Genomic DNA, 15,884 nt, shown 5'->3' with positions numbered 1-15,884 from the left:
CCTGGCATAAAACTAGTATCGAGAGTTAAACAGAACGTCGTTTAAATGTTAAAGGAATGTTATTTTTTTTTAGACTATAGGCAGTACGCTATATCCCCTCAGTGAACAAGGGACCCTGTTAGTTGGGAATAGGCCCTATGTCCTCATTTAACTCCTACTCCATTCACTATTAACTACTCCCTACTCACCTCCTTCAAGTGAACAAGGGAACCTGGTAGTTGGGAACATGCCTTACGTCCTCATTTAAGTCCTACCCCATTAACTATTAACTACTCACTACTAACTGCTCCCTTCTCCCTATTCACCTCCCGCCAGTGAACAAGGGAACCTGTTAGTTGGGGACACGCCTTACGTCCTCATTTAAGTCCTATTCACTACTAACTACTCCCTATTAACTACTCCCTATTCCCTCCAGCTTCAAACCAATCTCAAATGACATTAAAACAAACCTAACTAGTATTGACGTAAAGTCAACCGGGATCGTCATAAAGACAACCATATTTAATACAAATTCGATCACCTTTATTATAAAGCTGATTGACATAAACATAATGGTAACTGACTTTGCTTTAAAGAGGTACGGAATTACTTCAATTTCAATTGACTTTAACGTAATCCCAATTGTCCTTATAGTAAAGTCAACGGTTTTTACTATAAACCCATATGACTTTATTATAGATGGAAACGTCCTTCATATAAGGTCGATCAACTTTGCTACAAAGTCGTACAGCAATGAAATAAACCCAAAAGGATTCATCATAAACCCAACCGACTTTGAAGTAAAGACGACCGGAATTAAGGCAAAGTTGTACGGAAACAAGATAAAGGCAAACAACTTTAAATTAAATCTGAATGTGTTTATTATAAACCCAATAGTGTTTGCTATAAGGACGAACGTCTTTGAAGTGAGGTTTTAGTTAAACCTAACAGTCATCCTATATCAAACATCCAAGTATAGATAACAAAAAAGCGGCTATCCTATTAGATAGCCGCTTTAAAGCATTTATGTTTTGACTATAGATTAGTTTCCTGATACATGTGCATTAGCCCAAGTTGACCAATCTGGACGAGCAGCCCCGTTACCAGCGCCTGTAGCATTAACATCTTCCTCGAACGTTCCAGCAGTTGTTGACTTAGTTGGAATATTGTCAAATCTAACCCTTTTTAAAGGATTAGCTGTAAAGAACGCTATTGCTTCGGTTCCATTTGTATTTATTCCAGCACCAGATGCAAAATCTTTTAAATAAACATTATCAAAAGAAGCATGGGTTCCAACACGAAGCATAATACCTGCTTCACTAGTAACAGATGCACTATTTCTTCCGATTAAGGTCAGATTCTGAATGGTAGGATTCGATAATGGTTCTATTGTTGCATTATCTCCTGAATTATTAGCCTCAATTCCTCTACTATCGCTCGATGCATTGGTCGCCAATGACTGGTCTGCATATAGATTGGTAGCAGTACCTACCCATCCGTCTGTCCAGTCAAACGAATCGTCTTGGGCGCCTAGAACCATAAGGTTATTAACATTCACAGATCCACCGAACCATTCCACTCCGTCATCAGCAACTTGATTAATGAAAATGTCACTTACCTTAGTACCAGAACCAACTGCATATAAAGTTAATCCGTTAAATTCTTTCTCTCCGGTAATGATGTTTCCTGAATGCTCAATAATTATGTGTGAAAGAACACCGGAATTATCGGCCGCGTTAGTTCCACCATATTTTAAACCTGTCACTTCAGCTTCTACGTTTGTGCCAGCATTTGTAATACCTCTGCCACATATTACAAGTCCACCCCATTGGCCAGCAGCAGGTTGAGCAGCTCCAGATCTGAAAATAATAGGGCTACTTTCCGTTCCTTCAGCCATTATTTTTCCACCCATTTCAACGGCAAGAAAAGCAGTACTTGAATTTTCATTGTACTCCGCTTTGATGATAGCACCTGGTTCTATAGTCAAAGTAGCACCATCTTTGACATAAACGGCTCCCCGCAAGGTATATTCTTTGCCGCCTTCAACACGGGCATTTCTATCAATGTTTCCGCTAATAATACCATCATCAAATGTGATTTCACCATCTGGTGTCGGATTATTATCGTCATCGCTACTACATCCTGCAAACATTGCAGATATAACTAACATACCTAAGAATAATTTTTTCATAATGAGAATTTTAAATGAATGATTTATTATTTGCTATTTTATTTTTTGATCAATTTGTATTTCACTCCGATTCCTAAATCCAATCCGCGTTTATACGAGTATACATTGATAGGACCATCACTATTTTCTTGTTCCATTTTAATACGACTATTGGTCAAGTTGTTAACTTTTAAAGTCGCCTCCCATCTAGATCCTATTTCCGCGCCTGCCACAAAATTTATGATAGGATATCCTTTTTCTACGATATTTCCCTTTGCCCGATTGCCTAAAGAGAATATGCGGTCATAGAAATAATTTCCAACAAGGGAAATAGTGGGTTTAAATCCACTCCATTCCCCTTTGTAGGTAAAATCTGCATTTGCTAAAAATGGAGAAGCTCCTTGTAAACGATCATGATCTGTATTAAAGTTTACGCTGATATTATTATTAGTTTCTTCTAATACCTTTTCAGCATCAAGTTTCTGATAGGAATACATGTATGTTAAATTGATTCCACCAGAAAGGTTTTCAGTGATACTTTTGCGAGCTTCCAACTCAATACCAGCCACATAAGCATAATCACCTGCGTTTACAAAAGATATAGTGTTAGGATCAGCACCGTTTATGCGTAATTGACTGATTGGATTAGATATATATTTTCCAAATACGCCAACAGCCAAAACTTCATTAATAGTTGGAAATTTCTCCCATTTCAAATCCAAATTGTAGTTGTCTGCGGGTTTCAAATTTGGATTCCCTCTCGTAAACATCGTAACATCCTCATAACCGAAAGGAGCCTTTTCCAAAAATTGAGGGAGCGTATAAGACTTGCTCGCCGCAACCCGCAAATTTTGATTATCAGTTAACGCATATTTTAATGTTGCTTCAGGTAGTATGAAAAGCTTATCAATCTTTGCGTCGTCAAAATCGACACTCGGCGTCGGAATGTTCACATCCCAAGTCATTTTTTGCAGTATTTTATCAGCTCTAAGACCTAAGGTATAGGTCAACCTATTGTTTGGATTGTGCTCAAAATTTAAATATCCCCCGTGCAACTGAAGATCAACATCATACACCCAAGGAGCCAAGCTTATTCCTCTTGCTGTGGTTATGGTAAAAGTACCGTTCACGGCGTCACGAGAAAAATTATTTGGGTTAATAAAGGCATCAATATTGCTAGGATCCGCAGCAATATTGCTTGAATTAACGCGCATATTAAATTGGGTAGCTTCAAAATCTCGTTTTTTAGCCCTTCCCGTGTAACCTAAAGTCAATTTACCGTTGTAATCACCTTGCCCATCATTCAACACCTTATATGACAACGCAGCCCTTCCAGCCCATTCTTTTTCATTAATGTATTGATAGAATCGGTTATTAGCACTGGATGCTGCACCGCTGTAAATGAAACCGTCCCCTGCATTATTTTCAGTAATTTCATTTGTGATACGATCTGGCATATCCGCGTCAACTTTACCATAGGAAGCACCCCAATCCAAATTCAACCGCTCATTGAACTGGTGTTCTCCTAATAGTTGGTTCAAGAAAAGTTTATTTTGCTGCGTAAGTGTTTGTCGCGTAAATGTATTACTTGTTGCCCCTTGGCCATCAAGAAAAAGATACTCATTCACGGAGCTGGAAGACCCGTTTATAAAGATACTATTCCATTTAATCAAATGTTTCGGATTTAATCGATATGCCAGGTTAAGCATACCTGTTGTATTAGTATGATAACCATACTTCTTTATATCAAAATAATCAGCAATAACATTCGCTCTAGTTTCTCCAACGATTTTCTCTGATCCTTCTCTAAAACTAAAATCGCTACTTTGCGACGCTGTCGCGAACAAATTTATTCGACCTTCTTTTCCTACTGCAAAACTAGTTCCACCACTTAAAGAAAAGTCGTAACCAAAAGGCTTATTGATTGTTTTTGGAGTCCAGCGATTGTCAAAAGTATATTCTTGAATTGTGTTCGGAGTTTTTATATTGTAAAATCCAAACCTATTTAAACCGTCTGCACGTTTAAAATCAGATTGGAACGCTCCAGTATTAATACCGCCACCAATCCCTACACTTAGTTCAGTTGGGCCAATATGCTCCTTAGATAATATATTAACAGTAGCGCCACCGACATCACCATAATCATCTGCTGTATAAATTTTGCTAATGCCAATTGATTGAATAACATCCGTTCCAAATAGATCTAGTGAGATATTTTTACTTGTTGGCTCATTCGATGGCAGCGGCAAACCGTTTAACAAGGTATTATTGTAACGATCTCCTAAACCACGTACAAATACGCCACTGGTTCCTTCTTGCTTGGCAATACCAGTTACTTTCGTAATAGCGACAGCCGCGTTACTAATACCTTTTCGGCTCATTTCCTGTGAGCCAATGCTTTGTGTAATGACCGCCGAGTTCATCTGTTTTCTTAACAAAGCCGATTCAGTATCCTTCCTTACTTCACCAACAATCACCACATCATCGAGCATCTGCGCATCGGAGGCCATGGCTACATTAAGATTAACGTTGTTTCCGGCTTTTACAGTGACTGTATCCCGTAAAGTTTGGTAACCTACATAACTAAACACGAGGATATGAGTTCCAGGATTAAGTTCTAACTTGAATTTTCCATCGATATCTGTATTGGCACCCAACTTGGTACCTTGCACGGCGACGGACACCGCGGGCATGGTTTCATTATTTAATGAAGCATCTACCACAACACCACTAACGATTCCCTTTTGTTGAGCAAAAGTAATTGAACCGCTAAATAATAGAGTTAAAAAGATTAGGGTCTTGACTTTCATGTAACTTGTAATATTCCGCTACAAAGGACGCAAGAACAGGTAAACAGAATGTTAAGTTCATATTATTCTTATATATATCTATTGTTAATATAGTGTTAAGACTAAACAAGGATTGAATTGTTAGACATACCTTGTCATTGGAATATTAAGCATAAAATCAGCATTTTATATAACGCTTAACACTTCCATAACCTCTTTATAATATTGCTTCCGCAATTCGAGACTATAAAAATAACTTAAATAAAATCTTCATGATTTCGGAACTCGTAAATGGATCATTTCGTGTTCGTTCATAAAAAACACCCCCTCGAAGTGATGTTATAAATCATCAACAGTTCAAAAAAGATAACGGAGACAGCTATCTACTTGTATTTAAATGTAAGACTAAGCACATATACACTGCCTGAAGCTGCGCTGCCTAGCATGCCAAAGTCTAAAAAGCATAACCAACTTCAGGTTAAATTCGTGCCAAATTCGAGATTTCATCAGATATTTACCAGATCCTATCAGCTTTTTATCAGATAAACCTGACTAAAATCTGGTAAAACCTGAACAATACCTAATAAACTTACGAATTTGGTACGGAGTTAAGGGGTAATTGAATGGAATAAAAAGGGATTACCACGTGGATTCGATGAATCATCAGGCATAAGACAGAACGTCGTAGATACTATTTAAGCACCTCTCGAAGATAAGATCTGAAAAGCTATCTAGTTACTCCCTCGCCCCTCCCCATCCTCTCCCCAGCGAGCTAACTTGAGCGGGGCTGAAGGCGCACTTAATGGAGTGTTTCCCCAAGGATCTCGCCACGAGTCCCCATTGAGCTCCGACCAAGGTGAATCGAACCACCGAAGCCATCTCCAAAAGAGGTACAAGCGAGGGGCCCAAACTGCTTTACACGATCTTTGTTCATGCTTGATCGCATCTATAGCCTAGTTCGATAGGAGTCCGATAGGTATTGCTTAAAAAGCCGTGTTTTGGGCCTTTTTACGTACCATATAAGGATATCACTGGGATATAGGGCGAATGGGACACGGATGGAGCACGGCTCAAGGTCGGATCTAAGTGCTTGCAACCGCGTCCCAAATCAATTCCGTAGAAGCATACTAAAAATAGATAAAAGGCTAAACCAGGTACATGTAATGCTGAAATTATGGAGACAATGCAGAACCTAATTGTTTTTCTTTTTTGTTTTTTAGTGATTTATAATAATTCATTGTCGATATTGCTGCCAGCATCACAAGTATGCCTACAATCTGCACGAACCCTAGTTGTTCATTCAGAACGATGCTTGCGCAAAGGACGGCAACGGGAAGCTCGATCGTCATTAGTATGGAGCTGATGCCTGCCCCGACCTTTGGAATAGCGGTTGCAAAAAGCGCCGTGGGAATGGTCGTTCCGATGATGGCAAGAAAAACTGCTATCATTGCAAATTCATAGCTGAAATAGCTTCCCACCAAAATGGTTTTTACATTGATGATAAAAATAGTCAGGGCAGAACCCGTCATGATTACCATGCTTTTAGGCAACCAACCCACCGCGTGGCCAACCCTACTATTCGCAACGATATAGATGGCATAGGTCAACGATGAACAAAGTGCCAAGGCAATACCGATCCACGAGAGGGATTGGACATCTTCTCCGAAAAGGTTTGCGGCCATAACCGTGCCGATAAGAATGAAAACAACCGTCAGCAATTCCGACTTATTTGGTTTTTTACCGAACACAGCCCAATCCAGTAATAGACTGAACCATGTAAACTGCATAAGAATTACGATAGCAAGTGATGCGGAAATATAGCTTACGGACTGATAGTATAAATAATTGGTGAGACCAATCGCTCCGCCTGTTGCTAAAAGAGATATAAATTCATTCCGTGCGAGGCGTACTTTTCCCTTACGGGCAAGGAATTGAGCTGTCCCGAGAAATACTGCTGCCAAGAATGCTTGTGAAAAGGATAGTTCAGCGGCATGGTACCCGCGTGAATAGAATAACTTTACGAACGAGGACATCGTACCATACATGATGCCTCCCATTAAGACCATTATGATGTATTTTAAATTTGTCATTTCAAGATTGTTAGAAAATAATTACGTTAATACCTGCTTAGAGGCCAAACAACCTTGAATGGTCACATGAAAATGTAAACAATATCCCCTCACTGAAAAAGTGAGAACATGAAAATGATAAATCCGGTTATTTAGCCTTTAGGCTACCGGAGGGGGCGTATTTGAGGAAAATTGTTTATTCATAAAAATATATGATAATTAAGGCGAATATAATAAATTCTTGATGTATTTAAAATCAATGGAAATGTTTGTAATAAATAAACGAAAGCCCCGCCTTGCTGTGACACGGTAGCTTCAAAAAAAATTTTACGTTGATTTGTAAATAAAAAAGCCACTGCGGTGTGCAATGGCTCCATTCTATACGGTATAACTTACAACGTATAGCTTAAACTTATCCTACTCTAAGTCTTTCACTAATTTGCGGAAGTTTTCAGCACTAGCCGCGATATCTGCAGAATTGGCTAACCAATTGTATTCGTATTCCGCTGAAAGCATCCCTTTAAACTTTTGGTTTTTTAATTCTTGCATCACCCCTTTTATGTTACCAACGCCGGTACCCCAGTGTACATCATGTGCATTTCTCGATTTTTCGTTCAAATCTTTAAAATGTAAATGGTTGATATGTCCCTTATACTTTTGTAGACATTCTATGGGATCTAAACCGGAACGTACCCAGTGGCCAATATCGGCACAAGCGCCTACATATTTACTGTTTGCCAGTTGGATAGCATTTAACACAATTTCAGGGCTCCAGTAGTGGGTTGGATTCGGATGGTTGTGAATGGATACTTTGATTTTAAACTCAGTAGCCAACTTTCCGATTAAAGGAAGATCTTCTTGCTTAGGCTCAGTATTGATGTTTTTAATACCCATGGCTTTGGCAAACTCAAAAAGTTGACGCCAAGCTTCCGGCGAATCGGCGCTTACAACACCGAAAGCAACCAAGGTAATTCCTTTGTCTTTCAACAGTTGCAAAACCTGTGCTCTTTTTTCTTTGGTCATGGCAAAATCCATTTTACCTTCTATCCCACCACCAATAGTTTGACCCGGGTAAGCTTCAATATACTTCAATTTACAGCTATCTACTTTAGCAATTGCCTCGGCGAAAGTAAATCGGTTAAAACTATAGGCCTGGGCGCCTAATTTCCAACCTAATTTTTCTTCCGGCCTATCTTGCGCTTTTAAAACGCTTGTTGTAAAAACGATTGCTACGATAGCAATCAGGCTACTCCATACATGTTGTTTATAGTTCATCTTGATTTTATTTGGTTTGTGGGTTTATTCTATCTATGGCTATCGTAGGTAAAGCTTCGGACTTGCGTTCTTAACACCTGCAGTTCATCAGGTGATAGTTTCGGCCGGTTTTTCAAAATGCTTAACCCTTGATCCAACTGCTCTTCTGTACGAAAGCCTGTTACGGCCGAAGCTACTGCCCGATTTTCGAGTACATAGGCTAATGCCACAGCAGTATCCGATGTATCCAACTTTCCGGCTAGTTTATGAATGGCTTTAGCGGCTTTGAGTACCTCACTCGAACTGAATTGCAAATAATCTCCTTCTTTCTTTCCAAGCAATCTTCCTTGAGCCAAAGCTCCTCTACTGATTACACTAATATGGTGATCAGCTAACAACTTCAGTATCTCCTCTTCCGGACGATGATCCAACAGACTGTATTGCATCATCACCGACACAATACTAGATCGCTTAATATATTCGCGAATGACATTTGGTCGAATCGATGAAATTCCATACCACCTAATTTTACCCTGTTGCTTCAATAGTTCGAAGGCCTCAATCGTCTCATCTATTGGATCTTCTATGGTACCGCCATGAAGCTGGTACAGATCGATATAGTCCGTCTGCAAACGTCGAAGGCTTTGCTCTACCGCTTTGAGAATGTACTCTTTCGAAGGATTCCACTCCCAGCCATTTCCATCTGGTCGCCATTGATTTCCAACTTTTGTGGCAAGAACAATCTCTTTTCTGACCGATTTCAGCGCTTCGCCAACATAGGTTTCGTTCATCCCTTTATCGTAGAGATCGGCTGTATCGAAAAAGTTAATGCCATTGTCAAAAGCTTTACGTAATAAGTGACTTGCATGCGATTGGTTTTCTCCTAAGGACATACAGCCAAAGCTGATTTCGCTAACTTTTAAATCGGATTTTCCAAGCGCATTCATGAATACTAGCCTCCTATTTTAAGCAGCTCAACATCAAATACCAAAACGCTAAATGGAGGAATATCGTTTCCGGCGCCGCGCTCTCCATATCCTAATTGATAGGGTATATAGAAGCGATAGTGCGACCCAACAGGCATTAGCTGCAAGCCTTCCTGCCATCCCTGAATAACGCGATTTAATTGAAATGAAATCGGTTCGCCCCGATCGTAAGAGCTATCAAATACTTTTCCACTTAAAAGTGCACCCTTATAGTTTACGGTAACGGAATCTGTCGCCAATGGTTTCGGTCCGACAGCGTCCCGAATAATTTCATATTGCAAACCACTCGTTGTAGTATGAACCCCTGCTTTCGTTTTGTTTTGTGCTAAGAAGGAATCACCCGCAGCTGTTTGCTCTTTCTTTAAATCTTCTGCTGCCGCTGTTAACACGTCGCTGATAGCCTTATATTCATCTTCTTCTTTTATACGGATAGGACTCTCTGAAAAATAGTCCTCGATAGCCTGTGCTACTAATTTTCCGTTTAGATTTTTCAATCCTCTCTTCTTTAAATCTCTTGCCATACTTAAACCAAAGGCATAAGAAGCTGAGTCGATTTTACTTTCGAACATGGGTGTAACTTTATTTTGCTTGGGTATTATTTTTTGTTTCGTTTTTTGCTGCGCGAATGTAGGAAGTGCCGACACAGCTACAAGACCCGCGATAATTAATGGTTTGATCATGATAGGCAAACATAAAAAAATTAGTTGAGTGGGGAAATAGTTAGTGGGAAAATAGTTAAGGGAGTAGTTTTAAGTTGCGAGTTGTGGGTTGCGCGTTTTCTTCCCTTCCTATGTCTTAGGAGGTATCAAGTATCAACACTTCCTGTCTTACATCCTATGTCTATATTAAGCTATAGGCATGAACTATTCTACTCTACGCAAAAATTCATCATTCATTATTCATCATTCAACATTCAACATTCAACATTCATCACTTAAGACCCTACTTAACAAATCAACGACTTAACCACTCTCCATACCATTTCCCGCTTTCTTTAACGATACGTTTTTGCGTTTCAAAGTCGACATGCACCAGACCGAAGCGCGGATGGTATCCTTCCGCCCATTCAAAATTATCGGTAAAGGTCCATACAAAATAGCCACGCACATCTACTCCCTCCACTTTAGAGCGCAAGACCTGCTGAATGTGATCTTGTAAATATTTTGTCCGTTCCGCATCATAGACACGATCACCGATCACCTCGTCTTTAAATGCTGCTCCATTTTCGGTAATAATGATGGGAGGCATGTTAGGATAGCTCTGGAACCGCTTAAGTGCCTCATAGATAGACGGCGGGTAAATTTCCCAATCCATCGCCGTCGTGTGTTTTACCCCCCTTTTGCGAGGTTCAACAATGTTAGCCCACACATAAGGCATCAGCATTGAAAATTGGATAACCTCTCGTGTATAAGTTTGAAGTCCTATAAAATCGAAATTAAAACCGATATTCTCTTCGTCGCCTGGAAGTATATATTTCTTTAAATTTTTAAGTGCTTTGACAGCGTCGATGGGATATCCCATCCCTAAGATAGGTTCTAAAAAAAGGCGATTCATAATTGCATCTGCCCTTCTAAGTGCATGGATATGTCTCGTCTTAAGGGATATGGGCTCGAGCACCGAATGTGAAAAAGTAGTGCCTACCATTGCCGTAGGATAACGCTCTTTTATAATTTTGGCCCCTCGGGCCATGCTAAGGGTAGCATGGTGCACCGCCGGAAGGAAATAACGGAGGCCCCACCGTCCCGGCGCGTGCTTTCCGAAAAAATAGCCCGCACCAACGAAGGCAACCGGCTCGTTCATAACCATCCAATGCTTTACACGATCGCCAAAAGAATCAACACATAAACGGACATAGGTCTCAAACCATTCTAAAATGGAACGGCTGGTCCAGCCACCTTTGTTTTCCAGTGCTTGCGGAAGATCCCAATGATATAAGGTTACCCAAGGTGTAATTCCATGTTGGATACACGTATCAATGACCCGGTTATAAAAGTTGATACCCTCGCGATTAATTTCTCCCACACCTTCCGGCAGTATACGTGTCCAAGCAATGGAAAAGCGAAAATGCGGGATATTCAGCTGTTTCATTAGTAAAATATCGTCTTCATACCGATTGTAAAAATCGCACGCAACTTCCGCATGATGCCCGTTTCTGATTTTTCCTTTCTTTTTACTAAAAACATCCCATATGGATGGGCCTTTCCCGTCAGCATTATGCCCCCCTTCTATCTGATAAGCGGCCGTAGATACGCCCCAGATAAACTCTTCACCAAATAAGCTGCGATTCATATATGGAGATGCGTGGCTAAAATCTTATCTACAATTTCTTGTGTATTGTCGGGGTAACTAACTTTTACCCCCTGATCGGTATTTATCCAGCGCTCAATAGCTTCATCATTCTTTGATTTGAGATTTTTGATAACCGGTACGCCCATTTGCATTAACGCCGCCGCATTTAAATGTTGCTCATATTGATTTTTCATCGGAACAACCATTAACTTCTTACCCAAAAAAAGCGCTTCAGCAGGCGTCTCAAAGCCCGCCCCGCATAAAATACCATGGCAAGAGGCCATACTTTCCACAAATTTCTGATTATTAATAGGCTGAACGTTCACATTCTTGAGTGAAAAGGGCACTCGATTATGCTTAGAGAACACGTCCCATTGAACTTGATCAAAGCGTAGCAGGCTTTTTAATAGACGTGCGTCATCATAGGCCGGTAGGTACACCGTATAGTGCCCCTTATCACTGATTTCCTGCTCCCTGATTTGCTTTCTGATAACCGGTGTAAATATAGAGGGACTGTAAGGTTGAAAATGGAAACCGTAACTTACATCTACCGGGGCATAATGCTTTAAAATAAACTTACCCATCATGTCCACTTCTTCAGGCTTTGGCGATTTGGAATCCAAAACAGCTGATTGATGACTCATGCCGATGCAAGGATGCTCGCGTAAATGACAAGCCCAGGCAGTTACGGGCTCAAAATCGTTAATCACGAGATCATAATCCTCAACAGGCGTTTCATTTACCTCTTTTACGATATCTCGAACTTTATTACTCATAAAAGTTCGCCAGAGGTCGACACCGCCTGCTTTTCCAAAGATAAAGCTAAGCCCGTGCTTACGATATTTGACCTCAAAAGGCAAATCTAAATCGGCTTGGATACCGCTCACGAGAATGTCTACCTCTGCCCGTTTTTTTAAACAAGGGATCACATCCATCGCCCGGCTTAAATGTCCGTTACCTGTTCCCTGTACAGCATACAATATCTTCATTTGATAATGATAAGTACTATACTTAATCTTTTGGTTAGGTTAAAGTTAATTATTTGTAACCAAAATTGTTTGTTTGTTGTTGGTTACCGGTTATTGGTTGTTAGGATTGAAGACCTAACAGCTAATACCTAAGACCTTAAACCTTAATACGGTATTCCTAGCCTTTTGAAAATAAAATGCCATAACCAAACCGGACCGATTAAAAGAAACTTGATATCTGTCAAAAACGAGGGTTTCTTACCTTCAATTTTGTGACCTATAAATTGTCCGATCCAGGCTATAACAAAAATGATCAGGCATATCAACCAGGGTGCAGGCCCTCCTGCTTTTTCCCAATACTCCAGTTGTACGATAATATAGCTGAAAACCCCAAAGCTAAAAAGCATCGCATAAGATAACGTAGGAGCTAAACGGAGATAGTAGTAAACCACCAGTGCCATTGCGATGGTAAACCAGTTAATAAAACCATTATAACGCCCTAAGAATTCAAGATGTGGAAAAGGGATGAACCAGATAAGCCCGGAAATACTAAAGGTTATAAGTGGAACACAGATCCAATGAATCAGTTTGTTGCTTGAATGTTGGTGGTGTTCAGCATATTGCTCAAAATAACGATCAATAGGGCGTTTCTTTGTCTGTATCTGCTTCGCCGACTTAAGCTGTTTTGACATAAGAGTAAGAATTTAGAGGATGCCTAAAAGCTTTCCCGATGTTCATTCGACCGTGTACTCATATCTCAACTTATTTCGATTGCCTACCAGCGATGAGCAAGCAATCGAAAAAATGTCAAGAAAAGGCCTTTTTAAACAACCTCCTTGTATTATTTATTTTGCAAAGGCCACTGATCGGGTTTCGCGGATAACCGTAACCTTAATCTGCCCGGGATATGTCATTTCGGTTTGTATACGATTGGATATATCTGCCGCTAATATTTCTGCCTGGGCATCAGTAACTTTTTCACTTTCTACCACCACACGCAATTCCCTACCGGCTTGTATCGCAAACGTTTTTTCCACGCCTGGATAAGAAAGTGCTAGCTCTTCCAACTCCTTTAAACGCTTGATATAACTTTCAACAACTTCTCTCCTCGCTCCAGGCCTAGCACCGGAGATCGCGTCACATGCTTGTACGATTGGAGAAATAAGCGAAGTCATTTCAATTTCATCGTGGTGAGCTCCGATAGCATTGCAAACTTCAGGGTGTTCTTTGTATTTCTCGGCCAATTGCATACCTAAAATCGCATGAGGTAATTCAGGATTATCGTCAGGCACTTTACCGATATCATGCAATAAGCCGGCACGTTTTGCGAGTTTTACGTTTAATCCCAATTCAGCCGCCATGGTTGCACAAAAATTAGCCACTTCGCGCGAGTGCTGCAACAAGTTTTGCCCATACGAGGAACGATAACGCATTCTGCCAACCATCCGGATCAACTCAGGATGTAAACCATGGATGCCCAAATCAATAACAGTACGTTCGCCAATCTCTACAATTTCATCTTCTATCTGCTTTTTGGTTTTCGCTACAACTTCTTCAATGCGGGCGGGGTGAATACGTCCATCTGTAACCAATCGGTGCAAAGCAAGCCGCGCAATCTCTCTTCTTACCGGATCAAACCCGGACAAGATAATCGCCTCAGGCGTGTCGTCAACGATGATCTCTACGCCAGTAGCTGCTTCCAATGCACGGATATTACGTCCTTCACGACCGATAACGCGTCCTTTGATTTCATCATTTTCTATGTTAAAGATGGAAACCGTATTTTCGATAGCGCTTTCGGTAGCCGTACGCTGTATAGTTTGAATGACCACCTTTTTTGCTTCTTTACTGGCAGTGAGTTTGGCCTCATCTACAATGTCTTTTATCTGGATCATTGCTTTCGACCGTGCCTCTTCTCTTAGGTTATTTACCAGTTGTTCTTTCGCTTCTTCCGCCGATAAACCCGCAATTGTTTCTAACTGCTTAATGTGCTGCATTTTCAAATGCTCCACCTCATCCTGTTTTTTGTTGTTCAGCTCAATCTGACGTTCCAGATTTTTCTTAACGTTATCAAGCTCTTGCTTTTCCCGATTAACTTGCTCTAATTTGGAATTAAGTGATTGTTCTTTTTGGCGAAGCGAGTTCTCCTTCTGATTGATCGCATTATTTTTTTGGTTAACTTCGCGCTCGTGTTCGGCCTTTAAATGAAGAAACTTTTCTTTTGCTTCCAATAAACGATTTTTCTTCAGCATCTCCGCCTCTTGTTCCGCCTCTTTTAAGATACGTTTAACCTTATTCTGTGCTGCAATTTCTTGCTTCTTAAGTAAGCTACGGAGTAAAAAGCGTCCGATCAATACGCCAATAGCCAAACCTAATAACACATAAATTACTATTTCCATGTTGTTTATATATATATTTAGTTGATAATAGAACCGGGGGATCATACTATCCCCGTTTCTAGAACCGTGATTGCTTAATCATCGTGCAAAACCAACACCTTTCCCATAAGGTCAGGAAGGTTTACGCAAAAAAAAAACCGCAGTTAAAAATAGGTTCCAATTATTTTAAACTTCTATATACAGGTTTAGCGTACTAACTATCTCCAGGTGGCGAAAGCAAAATGGAGTATGTCTATTTACGCTTCTTTATATTGAAGTGTTAAGTTTAAAAATAGTGAAACCCGAATTAACTGCGGTTAAATCTTATAGCTCTATATTTCAAAAGAACGAATCAATCTTTAAAAAACTCCGATAGCAATTGATCTAATTGGTAAACTTTATCGGATACGCTTGTATCCTCTTCTCTCACCTTTTTTTCTGCCTTTAAGGCTGCTGTAGCATAATGCAATACAGCCATCGAAAGCAGATCTTGCTTATCTCTTACCGCATAATTCTCCTGTAGATCTTTTATACGGTCGTTAATTAATTTCGCTGCATGACGGATAATCTCTTCTTCTTCCATCTCTATCCGTAAAGGATATATCCTGTCTGCAATATTTATTTTTATGGAAATATCTCCCATAGAATGAGCTTGATTCACTATATAATTTGGGTTACTCTATTTTAGTAACTCAATACATTTATCTATTTCTCGCACAAAATCGTTAATTTTTTGCTTGATGTCAAGTGTTTTTTCATTAATGACTTCCTTTTCTACCAGTGCGCCTTCCAAAGAACGGGCAACAGTTAGCGCCTTCAGTTTCTCCTCCAGATCCTTATTTTTGTCTTTGGACGCTTCAAATGCTACTTTAATGGATTGATTCTCCAATTTAAGCATGTCGTTTTCTTCTTGTAAAGATAAACATAATTCAATCAGTTTTGCTGTTTTCTCTACGACATTATCTAATTGCGCTGAAACTGTTGACATCTCTATTTAGCATT

The 15,884-nt window shown here is 40.1% G+C and carries 13 protein-coding genes; all 13 read right to left on the bottom strand.

What is annotated here, in order from left to right; all coding sequences use genetic code 11:
* Nucleotides 1-1,021: 1,021 nt before the first annotated feature.
* The 13 genes from M1D52_RS11905 to M1D52_RS11845 all read right to left on the bottom strand — a co-directional run bounded on the left by M1D52_RS11905 (nt 1,022) and on the right by M1D52_RS11845 (nt 15,870).
* A complete protein-coding gene (locus M1D52_RS11905) occupies nt 1,022-2,170 on the bottom strand; it encodes a hypothetical protein (protein ID WP_437392652.1) in 1,149 nt (382 codons plus the stop codon).
* A gap of 38 nt (nt 2,171-2,208) precedes the next feature.
* Complete coding sequence (locus tag M1D52_RS11900; RefSeq protein ID WP_437392651.1) at nt 2,209-4,959, bottom strand: TonB-dependent receptor; 2,751 nt, start codon at nt 4,957-4,959, stop codon at nt 2,209-2,211.
* Between the two features lie 778 nt (nt 4,960-5,737).
* Entirely contained in the window at nt 5,738-5,872 is a 135-nt protein-coding gene (locus tag M1D52_RS11895; protein ID WP_278045553.1) for a hypothetical protein, read from the bottom strand.
* Nucleotides 5,873-6,110: 238 nt separating this feature from the next.
* Complete coding sequence (locus tag M1D52_RS11890) at nt 6,111-7,028, bottom strand: EamA family transporter (protein ID WP_437361014.1); 918 nt, start codon at nt 7,026-7,028, stop codon at nt 6,111-6,113.
* A gap of 396 nt (nt 7,029-7,424) precedes the next feature.
* Nucleotides 7,425-8,282, bottom strand: coding sequence for a sugar phosphate isomerase/epimerase family protein (locus M1D52_RS11885; RefSeq protein WP_437392650.1), 858 nt, complete (start codon nt 8,280-8,282; stop codon nt 7,425-7,427).
* Between the two features lie 29 nt (nt 8,283-8,311).
* Entirely contained in the window at nt 8,312-9,208 is an 897-nt protein-coding gene (locus M1D52_RS11880) for an aldo/keto reductase (protein ID WP_377608737.1), read from the bottom strand.
* 5 nt (nt 9,209-9,213) lie between these two features.
* Nucleotides 9,214-9,927, bottom strand: a complete 714-nt coding sequence (locus tag M1D52_RS11875) for an FKBP-type peptidyl-prolyl cis-trans isomerase (protein WP_157622266.1) — start codon at nt 9,925-9,927, stop codon at nt 9,214-9,216.
* A gap of 274 nt (nt 9,928-10,201) precedes the next feature.
* Nucleotides 10,202-11,536, bottom strand: a complete 1,335-nt coding sequence (locus M1D52_RS11870; RefSeq protein ID WP_437392649.1) for a GH1 family beta-glucosidase — start codon at nt 11,534-11,536, stop codon at nt 10,202-10,204.
* Nucleotides 11,533-12,525, bottom strand: coding sequence for a glycosyltransferase family protein (locus M1D52_RS11865; RefSeq protein ID WP_013667201.1), 993 nt, complete (start codon nt 12,523-12,525; stop codon nt 11,533-11,535). The genes M1D52_RS11870 and M1D52_RS11865 overlap by 4 nt, the downstream gene beginning before the upstream one ends.
* A gap of 143 nt (nt 12,526-12,668) precedes the next feature.
* Nucleotides 12,669-13,196 carry an Mpo1 family 2-hydroxy fatty acid dioxygenase gene (locus M1D52_RS11860; protein ID WP_437392648.1) on the bottom strand — a complete coding sequence of 176 codons (528 nt, stop codon included), beginning with the start codon at nt 13,194-13,196 and terminating at the stop codon, nt 12,669-12,671.
* A gap of 153 nt (nt 13,197-13,349) precedes the next feature.
* Nucleotides 13,350-14,903, bottom strand: a complete 1,554-nt coding sequence (gene rny, locus M1D52_RS11855) for a ribonuclease Y (protein ID WP_013667203.1) — start codon at nt 14,901-14,903, stop codon at nt 13,350-13,352.
* A 331-nt stretch (nt 14,904-15,234) separates the two neighbouring features.
* Nucleotides 15,235-15,525, bottom strand: a complete 291-nt coding sequence (locus M1D52_RS11850; protein WP_041387595.1) for a cell division protein ZapA — start codon at nt 15,523-15,525, stop codon at nt 15,235-15,237.
* Between the two features lie 36 nt (nt 15,526-15,561).
* Nucleotides 15,562-15,870 (bottom strand): hypothetical protein, encoded by a 309-nt coding sequence (locus M1D52_RS11845; RefSeq protein ID WP_437392647.1) that lies wholly within the window; start codon nt 15,868-15,870, stop codon nt 15,562-15,564.
* Between the last annotated feature and the right edge of the window lie 14 nt (nt 15,871-15,884).

It is taken from the genome of Olivibacter sp. SA151 (genome assembly GCF_054130995.1).
This window is presented reverse-complemented; position numbering and strand designations above follow the sequence as displayed.

Excerpts from the sequence above, each read along its gene's own strand:
- M1D52_RS11905 (WP_437392652.1), bottom strand. The coding sequence starts at position 2,170 with ATGAAAAAATTATTCTTAGGTATGTTAGTTATATCTGCAATGTTTGCA.
- M1D52_RS11900 (WP_437392651.1), bottom strand. The coding sequence starts at position 4,959 with ATGAAAGTCAAGACCCTAATCTTTTTAACTCTATTATTTAGCGGTTCA.
- M1D52_RS11895 (WP_278045553.1), bottom strand. The coding sequence starts at position 5,872 with ATGAACAAAGATCGTGTAAAGCAGTTTGGGCCCCTCGCTTGTACCTCT.
- M1D52_RS11890 (WP_437361014.1), bottom strand. The coding sequence starts at position 7,028 with ATGACAAATTTAAAATACATCATAATGGTCTTAATGGGAGGCATCATG.
- M1D52_RS11885 (WP_437392650.1), bottom strand. The coding sequence starts at position 8,282 with ATGAACTATAAACAACATGTATGGAGTAGCCTGATTGCTATCGTAGCA.
- M1D52_RS11880 (WP_377608737.1), bottom strand. The coding sequence starts at position 9,208 with ATGAATGCGCTTGGAAAATCCGATTTAAAAGTTAGCGAAATCAGCTTT.
- M1D52_RS11875 (WP_157622266.1), bottom strand. The coding sequence starts at position 9,927 with ATGATCAAACCATTAATTATCGCGGGTCTTGTAGCTGTGTCGGCACTT.
- M1D52_RS11870 (WP_437392649.1), bottom strand. The coding sequence starts at position 11,536 with ATGAATCGCAGCTTATTTGGTGAAGAGTTTATCTGGGGCGTATCTACG.
- M1D52_RS11865 (WP_013667201.1), bottom strand. The coding sequence starts at position 12,525 with ATGAAGATATTGTATGCTGTACAGGGAACAGGTAACGGACATTTAAGC.
- M1D52_RS11860 (WP_437392648.1), bottom strand. The coding sequence starts at position 13,196 with ATGTCAAAACAGCTTAAGTCGGCGAAGCAGATACAGACAAAGAAACGC.
- rny (WP_013667203.1), bottom strand. The coding sequence starts at position 14,903 with ATGGAAATAGTAATTTATGTGTTATTAGGTTTGGCTATTGGCGTATTG.
- M1D52_RS11850 (WP_041387595.1), bottom strand. The coding sequence starts at position 15,525 with ATGGGAGATATTTCCATAAAAATAAATATTGCAGACAGGATATATCCT.
- M1D52_RS11845 (WP_437392647.1), bottom strand. The coding sequence starts at position 15,870 with ATGTCAACAGTTTCAGCGCAATTAGATAATGTCGTAGAGAAAACAGCA.